The 11,522-nt window shown below is 62.5% G+C and carries 11 protein-coding genes and 1 riboswitch; of the genes, 3 read left to right on the forward strand and 8 right to left on the reverse strand.

All coding sequences use genetic code 11. The features are described from left to right. Nucleotides 1-3: 3 nt before the first annotated feature. The 4 genes from BLQ09_RS28210 to BLQ09_RS28225 all read right to left on the reverse strand — a co-directional run bounded on the left by BLQ09_RS28210 (nucleotide 4) and on the right by BLQ09_RS28225 (nucleotide 2,632). Complete coding sequence (locus tag BLQ09_RS28210; protein WP_092359380.1) at nucleotides 4-612, reverse strand: YqiA/YcfP family alpha/beta fold hydrolase; 609 nt, start codon at nucleotides 610-612, stop codon at nucleotides 4-6. Nucleotides 613-661: 49 nt separating this feature from the next. After that, nucleotides 662-1,477: a 3',5'-cyclic-AMP phosphodiesterase gene (gene cpdA, locus BLQ09_RS28215; protein WP_092359382.1), complete on the reverse strand. Its 816-nt coding sequence runs from the start codon at nucleotides 1,475-1,477 to the stop codon at nucleotides 662-664. A gap of 97 nt (nucleotides 1,478-1,574) precedes the next feature. Next, complete coding sequence (locus tag BLQ09_RS28220; protein ID WP_017526444.1) at nucleotides 1,575-2,024, reverse strand: DUF1249 domain-containing protein; 450 nt, start codon at nucleotides 2,022-2,024, stop codon at nucleotides 1,575-1,577. Further along, nucleotides 2,015-2,632: an NUDIX domain-containing protein gene (locus tag BLQ09_RS28225; RefSeq protein ID WP_027604920.1), complete on the reverse strand. Its 618-nt coding sequence runs from the start codon at nucleotides 2,630-2,632 to the stop codon at nucleotides 2,015-2,017. The genes BLQ09_RS28220 and BLQ09_RS28225 overlap by 10 nt, the downstream gene beginning before the upstream one ends. A 193-nt stretch (nucleotides 2,633-2,825) precedes the next feature. On the opposite strand from BLQ09_RS28225, the gene BLQ09_RS28230 reads away from it, so the two are divergent. Beyond that, on the forward strand, nucleotides 2,826-3,572 hold the full coding sequence (locus BLQ09_RS28230; protein ID WP_027604921.1) for an RsiV family protein: 747 nt from the start codon (nucleotides 2,826-2,828) through the stop codon (nucleotides 3,570-3,572). Here BLQ09_RS28230 and cytX read toward each other — a convergent pair. Together cytX and thiC are read right to left on the reverse strand one after the other, a co-directional pair. After that, nucleotides 3,541-4,833 (reverse strand): putative hydroxymethylpyrimidine transporter CytX, encoded by a 1,293-nt coding sequence (gene cytX / locus BLQ09_RS28235; protein ID WP_092359384.1) that lies wholly within the window; start codon nucleotides 4,831-4,833, stop codon nucleotides 3,541-3,543. The two genes, BLQ09_RS28230 and cytX, sit on opposite strands and share 32 nt — an antisense overlap. Before the next feature lie 157 nt (nucleotides 4,834-4,990). Further along, nucleotides 4,991-6,895 carry a phosphomethylpyrimidine synthase ThiC gene (gene thiC, locus BLQ09_RS28240; RefSeq protein ID WP_027604923.1) on the reverse strand — a complete coding sequence of 635 codons (1,905 nt, stop codon included), beginning with the start codon at nucleotides 6,893-6,895 and terminating at the stop codon, nucleotides 4,991-4,993. 149 nt (nucleotides 6,896-7,044) lie between these two features. Then, nucleotides 7,045-7,150: riboswitch (TPP riboswitch) on the reverse strand. A gap of 196 nt (nucleotides 7,151-7,346) precedes the next feature. Between thiC and BLQ09_RS28245 the strand changes: the two genes are divergently transcribed. Further along, on the forward strand, nucleotides 7,347-8,786 hold the full coding sequence (locus BLQ09_RS28245) for a TolC family outer membrane protein (protein WP_027604924.1): 1,440 nt from the start codon (nucleotides 7,347-7,349) through the stop codon (nucleotides 8,784-8,786). 62 nt (nucleotides 8,787-8,848) lie between these two features. Here BLQ09_RS28245 and waaA read toward each other — a convergent pair whose 3' ends face one another. Both waaA and BLQ09_RS28255 read right to left on the reverse strand, forming a co-directional pair. After that, entirely contained in the window at nucleotides 8,849-10,126 is a 1,278-nt protein-coding gene (gene waaA, locus BLQ09_RS28250; protein WP_027604925.1) for a lipid IV(A) 3-deoxy-D-manno-octulosonic acid transferase, read from the reverse strand. A 23-nt stretch (nucleotides 10,127-10,149) separates the two neighbouring features. Further along, complete coding sequence (locus tag BLQ09_RS28255; RefSeq protein ID WP_027604926.1) at nucleotides 10,150-11,040, reverse strand: LysR family transcriptional regulator; 891 nt, start codon at nucleotides 11,038-11,040, stop codon at nucleotides 10,150-10,152. Between the two features lie 102 nt (nucleotides 11,041-11,142). On the opposite strand from BLQ09_RS28255, the gene BLQ09_RS28260 reads away from it, so the two are divergent. Further along, the gene (locus BLQ09_RS28260) at nucleotides 11,143-11,478 is read left to right on the forward strand and encodes a DMT family transporter (RefSeq protein ID WP_027604927.1); all 336 of its coding nucleotides are present in this window, start codon (nucleotides 11,143-11,145) and stop codon (nucleotides 11,476-11,478) included. The last annotated feature ends 44 nt before the right edge of the window (nucleotides 11,479-11,522 follow it).

Raw genomic sequence — 11,522 nt, forward strand, 5'->3', positions numbered from 1 at the left:
GCTTTACAGTGCTGCAAAGTCGAAGGATTGATACTGATCTGCGCCAATGCCGGCAAAACTCAACAGCGCCGGCAATTGCCGGGCGAACCCCTGGTAACCATGGTCGCCACCGGCCTGGATGCGCAAGGCACAGGCACGGTAATACCCTTGGGCGAGGCGATAATCCAGTGTTTCATCGCCGGTCTGCAACCACACCTGGTAACGCGCGGCGTCCTGGGGCGCCGGTACTTCCAGCTCGGCCAGCGCCGTGACATGGTCGTGGGTCAGTTCCCAGGTTTCATCGGTGTAGAGGTTCTTCTGGGTACCCAGGTAACCGTCGAACATCCGATGGGGGCTGACCGCCGGGTTGACCAGCAGTGCCTTGAGGCCATGGCGCTCGGCAAGATGGGTTGCATAGTAGCCGCCGAGCGAGCTGCCGACCAGCAGCGGCCGCCCCAGCTGGGCAATGGCTTCCTCCAATTGAGGAATTGCCTGACGTGGATGGTGATGCAGGGCCGGCACACGCAGTTGGTCGGCCAAGCCGAGGGCATCCATCACGGTCACCAGTTGGCAGGCCTTGTTGGACGCGGGCGCGCTGTTGAAACCGTGGATATACAGGATCGAAGCGGACATGCCGGGCTCTCCGTGCTTCAGCCAAAGAGGCGCAGTTTACAGGTAAATCTCAGTAGCCGTTGCTACCGTAATCCACCGTAAACGCGAAGCCGACCAGGCGTTCCACCCCGGTTTCCAGCCGTCCGTCGGCATGCAGGCGCAGCCAGCGATAACCCGGCGCTTGCTCGCTGACGCTGAAATCCTCGCTGCCCGGCGCGAACTGAATGCAGGTGGACGGCGAAGCCAGCAGGCGCACGCCTTTGCGCTCGCGGTCGATCTCCTGGTGCACATGGCCCCAGAGCACGGCCTTGACCTGGGGAAAACGGTCGAGCACGGCAAACAGGGCTTCGGGGTTGCGCAGGCCGATCGGTTCCATCCAGGCACAGCCGATGGGCACAGGGTGATGATGGAAGCACACCAGATGGTGCCGGCTCGGCGCCTCGCTGAGCGCTTGGGCCAACAGTTGCAGTTGCTGGTCCTGCAGGTAGCCGGGCACGGAACCGGGAACGGCGGAGTCCAGCAGGGTAACGCGCCAGTTGCCGACATCCACCACCGGTTCGAGCAAGTCGCTGTGTACCGCGGCGTGGGCCATGATCTGCGGCTCGTCGTGGTTGCCGGGAATCCAGCGCATGGGAGCGCCGATGGCCGCGGTCAGAGCGCGAAACTGCTGGTATGACTCCAGCGTGCCGTCCTGGGACAGATCCCCAGTGGCCAGCATCAGGTCGATGTGCGGCTGCTGCCGGCGCACCAACTCAACCACCCGCTGCAGGCTCTCGCGGGTGTTCATGCCCAGCAGCGTGCCGTCGGCTTCGGCAAACAGGTGGCTGTCGGACAATTGCACCAGCAACGCCGGCGCATCGGGGTTCACGGTGGATACGCTCGGCAAGGCGCTCTCCCAGGGCAATCACAGGAAAATGGAGGTAGGGCGATTATGCTGGGGCAGGATACAAAGAGGAAACCCAGGAAGCAGACGCAGTTCACATCTACCGCACGACTTCGAACTCGTGGCCCAGGGCCAGGCAATGGCTCAACCACTCACCAAGGAACACATTGAGCTGTGCTTTCTCATCGGGCTGGTGCATGAACACATTCGGGTAAGGATAGATGCTGCGAAAGCGCCGCGCATGTTCGGCGCTGATCACTTCGGCCATCCGCGCATCGTGGTACACCTGCACTTCCAGCTGCGGCACCGGCAGCCACGGCAGGCTGTGTTCCTGGCGCACCCGCAGGGTGGTGGTGTACGGGCAATTGACGATGACTTCCAGGGCCAGCACGCCCAGCATCTGGTCGCCATGGGTCACGCCGATGCGGCGCGCCTCCGGGGTGTGGCGCATGTCGGGCAACAGGCGCATCAGCCGCGCATAGTTGGCCTCGCAGGCGGCTTGCAGCCCGATCAGGTCGACTCGATAACGTTCCCGTGCCTTTACTGCCATAACCCCCTCACTTCCGCGCGATTAAGCGCAAGCCATTGCAGGGCGATAATGCTGGCTGCGTTGGAAATCCTGCCGTCGCGCACGGCTTGCAGGGCGTCTTCAAAAGCCCAGACCGTGACGCGGATGTCTTCTGCCTCTTCTTCCAGTCCATGGACACCACCGGCCCCCGAGCTGTCGCAGCGACCCAGGTACAAGTGGACAAATTCGGTACTGCCACCGGGCGACGGGAAATACTTGGTGATCGGCCACAGTGCGGAGAACGTCAGCCCAGCTTCCTCCTCGGCCTCGCGGTGTGCAACCTCCTCCGGCTGCTCATCCCTGTCGATCAGGCCGGCGACCATCTCGATCAACCATGGATTGTCGGTACGGCCCATGGCACCCACGCGAAACTGCTCGTTGAGCACCACTTCATCACGCTGCGGATCGTAGGGCAGAACACACACGGCGTCGTGACGGACGAAGACTTCGCGATTGATCACTCGGCTCATGCCGCCAGCGAATTTTTCGTGGCGCAATTGCACGCGATCGAGCTGGTAGAAGCCCTTGTAGGCATTGTCGCGCTGAACAATCTCGATCGTGCTCGGCGTCGATTTCGCAATGTCTGTCATACCCTTCCTCATCATGTCCGGTGCAATTCGCGCCATCCTAACGCGCTCGTGCCCCTTGGTGCAGCCCCTTTGCGGTTGCCGGGCCAGACGGAGGAGGTCAAACTCACGCTCAATCAGCTTAGTGGCGAACTGACTGCCTTGCTGGTAGTCGAAGCTGCACAATTTCGCTCTTATCGATAGACGAAGGACATCCATGTCGCTTTTAAAAATCGCCTCCGTGGCCTGCATCGCCCTGACCCTCGGCGCCTGCCAAAGCCTGTTCCAACCCAGCTATCGCACACCGCTGGAAGCCACCCGCGACGCCAGCGAGCAGAGCAAGCCGGGCTGCGCCGCCAGCGATTGCCCGCTGGTGAATATCGACACCGTGCACTTTGCCAAGGAACCCAAGCTGGATGCCCTGATCGAACAACGCCTGCTGGAAATGACCCGCACCAACGCGGGCGACCCGCTGCCGTCGAGCCTGGAGTCCTATCGCGAGCAATTCCTCGGCACCGCCGCCCCACGCAACAGCATGTACTTGCAGGCCAAGGTACGGGAGCAGCATGACGGTTTGGTAATCATCGAGCTGTCCAGCTACCTGGATCAGGGCGCCACCCACGGCGAGCCTGGCCGCGCGTTCATCAACTATTCGCGCCAGCAGCAAAAAGCCCTGTGGCTGAGCGATATGCTGCTGCCAGGCAAGGAAGACGCGTTCTGGAAAGCCGCCCAGGTGGCGCATAACAGCTGGCTGATCAGCACCCGCCTGAGCCTGGAACCGGAGTTCGTGAAAACCTACCCGTTCCAGAAAACCCCGAACGTGGCGCTGACCTACGGGGGCGTGATCCTCAAGTACCCCACCAGCACCATCGCGCCGTACGCCCTGGGCCATGTCGAGTTGCAGATCCCCTACTCGCGCCTGGAAGGCATCCTCAAGCCTGAGCTGGTGCCCGCGCGCCGCTGAAGGCCCGTCCCAGGATGAACTGCAACAACCCTGCCAGCACCAGCGCCGGCAGGGTTGCGCCGATGTCCGGGTACAGGTTGGCCAACAGGTGATACGTGCCGATGCCACCCAGCCAGGCCAACAGAGCCGGCCAACGCAGGCCGGCGAGCGTGCCATGATGACCACGACGGCGCAGGATGAAATGATCCACCAGCACCACGCCGAACAACGGCGCAAACACAGATCCGATCAGCAACAGGAAGTTCTGGTATTGCGCCAACGGGGCAAAACAGGCAATCAGGGTGCAGATCACACCAATGGCCAGGGCAAGGTGCTCGACCTTCACACGCAACAGCATCCCACTGGACACCGCCGCCGAGTGAATATCGGCAAAGGCGTTTTCCGACTCGTCCAACAGGATCAGCAGCAGCGGAATCCCCAGGCCGGCCCCGGCCAGCGCCAGCAGCAGCGCATTCACTTCACCGCTGGGCGCAAACGCCAGGGTGTAGGCCACGCCCAGGCTCATCAGCCAGAAATTACCGATAAAGAAGCCCAGCGCCGTACCGCCAAACACGTTTTTGGCGCGCTTGCCGAAGCGGGAGTAATCGGCAATCAGCGGCAACCACGACAGCGGCATGGCGATGGCGATATCAAAGCCCGCCGCAAAGGGCATCGAACCGTCACCGGCCTGGGCCCGGAGTGCGCCGAGGTCAGCCTTGGCGAACAGGTTCCAGGTCAGCCACAGGCAGGCCGCCAGCAGCAGCCAGATCCCCCATTTGCGCAGGATCTGCCGTACGAAGGTCAATGGCCCGCTGACCGCCAGCAAGGTCGCCAAACCACCGAAGAACAGTGTCCACAGCAACGGACTGGCCAACAGGCTTCCGTCGCTGAACGCGCGTACGCCCAACAGGCTGGCGGCATCGCGCATCACAATGATCTCGAACGAGCCCCAGCCGATCAGTTGCAGCAGGTTCAGCAACGCCGGCAGGCTCGCGCCTTTGCCCCCGAGGCTGAGCTTGAGCGCGGCCATGGCGGACAGGCCGGTGTCGCTGCCGATTACACCGACGGCGGCCAGCAACAGTACGCCGACCAGGGTGCCGAGGAAAATCGCCAGCAAGGAACCGGACAAGCCCAGGCCCGGCGCGAGCAAGGCGCCGGTTTGCAGGACCATCAGGCCGATGCCGAGGGAGAACCACAGGGAGAACAGGTCGCGGGCGCCGAAGACGCGTTTGTCAGCAGGCACCGCGATGTCGGGGGAGTAGGTGCTGGGTTGAATGCTCAAGGGTGTTATCTCTGAGGGGCATTTTTTGTTTGAAAGATTGCAATCGGGGCGGTGCGACGACTCGACAAGCCCCCCCACACTTGAATGTGTTCGCCATTCAAAATGTGGGAGGGGGCTTGCCCCCGATAACGGCGGTACAGGCACCGCCGTCTCTGGGTCAGACCTTCTTGTACAACTGACTGCCTTCCTGCTTGAACCGCTCCGCCTGCTCCGCCAGGCCCTTGGCCACGTCCACATCCACCGCGTCAATGCGCTGGTTGGCCGCGTACTCGCGCACTTCCTGGGTGATTTTCATCGAGCAGAACTTCGGCCCGCACATGGAGCAGAAGTGCGCGACCTTGGCCGAGTCCTTCGGCAGGGTTTCGTCGTGGTACGAACGCGCGGTGTCCGGGTCCAGGCCGAGGTTGAACTGGTCTTCCCAGCGGAACTCGAAGCGCGCCTTGCTCAAGGCGTTATCGCGGATCTGCGCGCCCGGATGCCCCTTGGCCAAGTCCGCCGCATGGGCGGCGATCTTGTAGGTGATGATCCCGGTCTTCACGTCATCCTTGTTCGGCAGACCCAGGTGCTCCTTGGGCGTGACGTAGCAGAGCATGGCGCAACCGAACCAGCCGATCATCGCCGCACCGATGCCGGAGGTAATGTGGTCATAGCCCGGCGCGATGTCGGTGGTCAGTGGGCCAAGGGTGTAGAACGGCGCTTCGTCGCAGCATTCGAGCTGCTTGTCCATGTTCTCCTTGATCAACTGCATCGGCACGTGGCCAGGGCCTTCGATCATGGTTTGCACGTCGTGCTTCCAGGCGATCTTGGTCAGCTCGCCAAGGGTTTCCAGTTCGCCGAACTGCGCGGCGTCGTTGGCGTCGGCAATCGAGCCCGGGCGCAGGCCGTCGCCGAGGGAGAAGCTGACATCATAGGCCTTCATGATTTCGCAGATTTCGTCGAAATGCGTGTAGGTGAAGTTCTCTTTGTGGTGCGCCAGGCACCACTTGGCCATGATCGAACCGCCACGGGACACGATGCCGGTGACGCGCTTGGCGGTCAGCGGCACGTAGCGCAGCAGCACGCCGGCGTGGATGGTGAAGTAATCGACGCCCTGCTCGGCCTGTTCGATCAGGGTGTCGCGGAACAGCTCCCAGGTCAGGTCTTCGGCCGCGCCGCCGACTTTTTCCAGGGCCTGGTAGATCGGCACGGTACCGATCGGCACCGGCGAGTTGCGGATGATCCACTCACGGGTTTCGTGGATGTGCTTGCCGGTGGACAGGTCCATCACGGTGTCCGAGCCCCAGCGAATGCCCCAGGTGAGTTTCGCCACTTCTTCTTCGATGGACGAACCCAAGGCGCTGTTGCCGATGTTGCCGTTGATCTTCACCAGGAAGTTACGGCCGATGATCATCGGTTCCAGTTCGGTGTGGTTGATGTTGGCCGGGATGATCGCGCGGCCACGGGCGATTTCTTCACGCACGAATTCAGGGGTGATGATTTTCGGCACGCTGGCGCCGAAGCTGTGGCCGGCGTGTTGCTGGTCGAGCAGGCCACTGGCGCGGGCTTCTTCCAGCTTCATGTTTTCGCGGATGGCGACGTATTCCATCTCGGCGGTGATGATGCCTTTGCGCGCGTAGTGCATCTGGGTGACGTTGGCCCCGGCCTTGGCGCGGCGCGGGTTTTTCACGTGGGCGAAACGCAGCGCAGTCAGCTCCGCATCGCTCAGGCGCTGTTGGCCAAAGTGCGAACTCAAGCCCGACAGGCGCTCGGTGTCGCCACGCGCTTCGATCCACGGCGAGCGCACATCGCCCAGGCCTTTGCGCACGTCGATGATCACATTCGGGTCGGTGTACGGGCCGGAGGTGTCGTAGACCACCACGGGCGCATTGATTTCGCCGCCGAAGTCGGTGGGGGTCACGTCCAGGCTGATTTCACGCATGGGTACGCGAATGTCCGGGCGAGTGCCCTGCACGTAGATTTTTTGCGAGCGGGTAAACGGCTGCACAGAGCCGGAGTCGACCTTGGCCGATTCACTCAAGTGCACGGTGTTTTTCAGTTTTGTACTTTTTATTTCTGTGCTCATCACGGGCTCTCCAACTATCCAGGCGGTGGATTTTTTGTCGGAGCGAACCTGTGACGGACGGATGCACTGAAACCAGTGCTGTGCTTGGTGCACGAGGGTTGTTCGAAGGTCGAACAACATCCCGGACGAAGCACAAGAGGACTCGCCGGGGGACGAGAAATCTTGTTCCCTACGCAGGCGTTAACCTGATCAGGTTCAACGGGATCCGGTATTTACCGATCTCAGCCTTCCAACAAGGCACCCCGACAAGAACTTGGCCAGTCTAGACCATGCCGTGGGCAAATTGCCAATAGCGGTGCATTCAGCGTGATGAATGGCGTGATTGCGGGATTGTTGCGCCGAGTCAGCGCCACTACACTCGATTGCCGCCACTATGCTTGACGCCAGGAATGGCCCGTCTTAGCCTTGGGCGCTAAATTATCGCCGTAATATTCACACTAGGGATCGCCTCATGCTGCGCAAACTCTCACTGGCTCTCGCCGTGTCTTGTGCGACCAACGGAATGGTCTGGGCAGCTGAAGCGCCCTTGTCCGCCAAAACTGACCTGGTCAGCGTCTATCAGGAAGCAGTGGACAACAACGCCGACCTGGCCGCCGCCCGCGCCCAATACGGCGCGCAGAAAGAAGTCGTGCCCCAGGCCCGCGCGGGGTTGCTGCCGAACCTGTCGGGCGGTGCCGACATCAATAACGTGCGCACCCAGATCGACACACCCGCCGCCACCGCCAACCGCGATGCCCACTCCTGGCGCGCAACCCTGAGCCAGCCGCTGTTCCGCGCCGATCGCTGGTTCCAACTGCAAGCCGCCGAAGCCACCAACGAACAGGCGGCGCTGCAACTCTCGGCCACCGAACAGAACCTGATCCTGCAAAGCGCCGAGAGCTACTTCGCCGTGCTGCGCGCCCAGGACAACCTGGCCTCGACCAAGGCCGAGGAAAATGCCTTCAAGCGCCAGCTGGATCAATCCAACGAGCGCTTCGACGTGGGCCTGTCGGACAAGACCGATGTGCTGCAATCCCAGGCCAGCTATGACACTGCACGGGCCAACCGGATCCTGGCCCAGCGCCAGGTGGACGATGCCTTTGAAGCGCTGATTACCCTGACCAACCGCCAGTACAACTCGATCCAGGGCATTGTCCACACGCTACCGGTGTTGCCGCCGCTGCCCAACGACGCCAAGGCCTGGGTCGAGACCGCCGGTCGCCAGAACCTGAACCTGCTGGCCAGCAACTACGCCGTCACGGCCGCCGAAGAAACCCTCAAGCAGCGCAAGGCCGGCCACGCACCGACCCTGGACGCCGTCGCACAGTATGAAAAAGGTGACAACGACGCCCTTGGCTTCAGCAACCCGAATGCCTTTGGCACGCCCTACCGTGGCGATGTGGAGCAGCGCACCATCGGCCTGCGCCTGAACATCCCGATCTACAGCGGCGGCCTGACCAGCTCGCAGGTGCGGGAGTCGTATTCGCGCCTGGGCCAGACCGAGCAGCAACGCGAAGGCCTGCGTCGCCAGGTGGTGGAAAACACGCGCAACCTGCACCGTGCGGTGAACACCGATGTGGAACAGGTCCAGGCGCGCCGCCAGTCGATCATCTCCAACCAGAGCGCCGTGGAAGCCACGGAAATCGGTTACCAGGTGGGTACGCGCAATATAGTCGATGTGCTGGACTCACAGCGCCAGCTCTACGCGTCGGTGCGCAACTACAACAACAGCCGCTATGACTACATCCTCGACAACCTGCGCCTGAAACAGGCGGCGGGCACCTTGAACCCAGGGGACCTGCAGGACCTGACGCGCTACCTCAAGGCCGACTACAACCCGGATCGTGACTTCCTGCCACCGGACCTGGCCAAGGCGGCCGCCGAGCAGCTCAAGGCTCGCCCGGGCTACTGAGCGCACCGCGAAACCAATGTGGGAGCGGGCTTGTTCCCTCCCATATTGGTAACGGTGTTAAGTCAGTGAGCTATCAGTCGATCCAAACCATCCAGCAAGCGCTTAAGCGCCCCCTGGTTAGCCTGCATCACCTTGAGCCCCGCCTGTGCCATCCGGCGTGCATCCTGCGGCAGTTCGAACAGCTGGCGTACGGCCTCGGCCAGCCCTTCTGCGTCCTCCACCTCTCGCAACGCCCCCGCTTCGCGCATCATCGCGCTGATTTCGAGGAAGTTGAACACATGGGGCCCCATGATCACCGGCTTGGCCAGCGCCGCCGGTTCCAGCGGGTTGTGCCCGCCGGTCGCGACCAGGCTGCCGCCGACAAAGGCGCTGTCGGCCAGGGCATAGAGAAACAACAGCTCGCCCATGGTATCGCCGAGCAGTACCGAGGTTTGCGCGGTCACCGGCTCGCCGCTGGAGCGACGCACCGTGGCAAACCCTTGTTGCGCACACAACTCGAACATCGGGCCGAAGCGCTCCTGATGACGCGGCACCAGGATCAGCAGCGCGTTGGGATAGCTCTCGAGCAGTTGCCGGTGGGCCGCCAGCACCACGTCATCTTCGCCTTCGTGGGTGCTGGCAGCGATCCACACCGGGCGCTCGGCGGCGCCCCATTGCTCGCGCAGGGCGGCGGCGCGCAGCGGCAGCTCGGGGTCGATGGTCAGGTCGAACTTGATCGAACCGGTGACTTCGACGGTTTCCGCGCGTGCGCCCAGGCTCAGGAAGCGCTGGGCCTCGGTCTCGGTCTGTACCGCGAACAGGCTCATTTCCGATAACATCGGCGCCGTCAGCCTGGCAAAACGCGCATAGCCCTTGGCCGAGCGCGCCGACAGCCGCGCATTGGCCAAAGCCACCGGAATACCGCGCCGGGCACAGGCGTGGATATGGTTGGGCCACAACTCCGTCTCCATGATCACCGCCAGCCTGGGCTGTACACGATCGAGAAAACGCTTGGCTGCACAGGGCAAATCGTAAGGCAGGTAGCAATGCTGGATGCGCGGCTCGTTGGCGAACAACGCCTGGATGCGCTCGGAACCGGTGGGCGTCATGCAGGTGACGGTGACCGGCAGCTGTGGATAACGCGCCAACAAACCGCGGATCATCGGCGCCGCGGCAATGCTCTCGCCCACCGACACCGCATGCACCCAGATCCCGCCCGGTTGCATCACCGGCAAGCCATAGGAAAACCGCTCGCCGACGCGCCGGGCATAGGCCGGCGCCTTGCGTGCACGCAACCAGAGACGTAAGGCCACCAACGGCAGCGCCAGGTAAAACAGACAGCTGTAGAGAGTTCTATTCATGGCGGCGGAGTTTATCGGCTTTTTCAGTCGATCGCCTGCAAGCACTCGGCAAAACGTTTGGCGAGAAAGCGCGCGGCGGGGCCCAGGTGCTCGTCGCGCCGCCAGACCAGCTCCACCACCAGGGCCGGTGGCGTCCATTCGCTGTCCAATTCCACCATCTGCTGCTGATAGGTCGGGTACTGCACGATATGCCGTGGCAGCCACGCCCAGCCCAGGCCGCTCATCAGCCATTCGGCCAATACGTAGAAACTGTCGGCACGCCACACCAGCGGGCTGGCCGCTTCGCTGCCGGGGTAGACACTGGTCTGGGTCGACATCAACAACTGGCGAAACTGGGCCAGGTGCTGGCAGGTCACGTACGACTCCTTGGCCAGCGGGTGGTTCACCCCGCACACCGTGACCATCTCCACACTGCCCACCACCCGCCGCTCCAGGGCTTCGGGGATCTGGTCGTGATAGAACAGCAGGCCCAGGTCGGCCTGGCGCTCCACCAACTTGCGCGCCACATCGCCCTGGGCGGCGCTGGACAGTTGTACTTCCAGCAGCGGGTACTGCCCCGCCAGCGCCTCAAGGCTGTCGAGTACCGGCTGGAACAACATGGCTTCATCCTGGGCCAGGCGCAGGCAGGCTTCTTCACCGCGGGTCAGTGACAGTGCCCGGCCATTGAGGCGCTCACATTGGCGCAGCACTTCGCGGGCCTCCTCCAGCAACACACTGCCGGCTTCGGTCAGGCTGGGCTGGCGGCCGCTGCTACGGTCGAACAGGCTCACGCCAAGGTCCGTCTCCAGCATCGCAATTGCGTTGCTGACTGCCGATTGCGCCTTGCGCTGCCCGCGCGCCACCGCTGAAAACGAACGCTGCTCGGCGACGCTGACAAACAAACGCATCTGCTCCAGGTTCCATTGCATGCTCATGCCACAACCCATCTTAATTTCGGATAGGTAATGACTTTACCCCATCTGATAAAACTCTAGAATGCCGGCCTTATCAGATTGCTTTACACCGAGGACTCACCCATGAACGCCGCCTACTGCTACCTGGCTATTGCCATCTGCTCGGAAGTGATCGCTACCGTTTCCATGAAAGCCATCAAGGGCTGGAGTACTCCCATCCCGCTGTTGCTGGTGATCGTCGGCTATGGCGTGGCGTTCTGGATGCTGACCCTGGTGGTGCGTACCGTGCCCGTCGGCGTGGCCTATGCGGTATGGGCCGGGATGGGCATCGTGATGGTCAGCATTGCCGCGCTGTTTATCTATGGGCAGAAGCTCGATGTGCCGGCGATGCTGGGGATGGGCCTGATTGTGCTGGGCGTGGTGGTCATCCAGCTGTTTTCGAAAACCGCCGGGCATTGAGTGTTCACTTGAGCCTCCATTGAATCCAGGACTCGCCGCCTCGC

The sequence above is a fragment of the Pseudomonas sp. NFACC25 genome (assembly GCF_900100935.1).
Lineage (GTDB): Bacteria > Pseudomonadota > Gammaproteobacteria > Pseudomonadales > Pseudomonadaceae > Aquipseudomonas > Aquipseudomonas marginalis.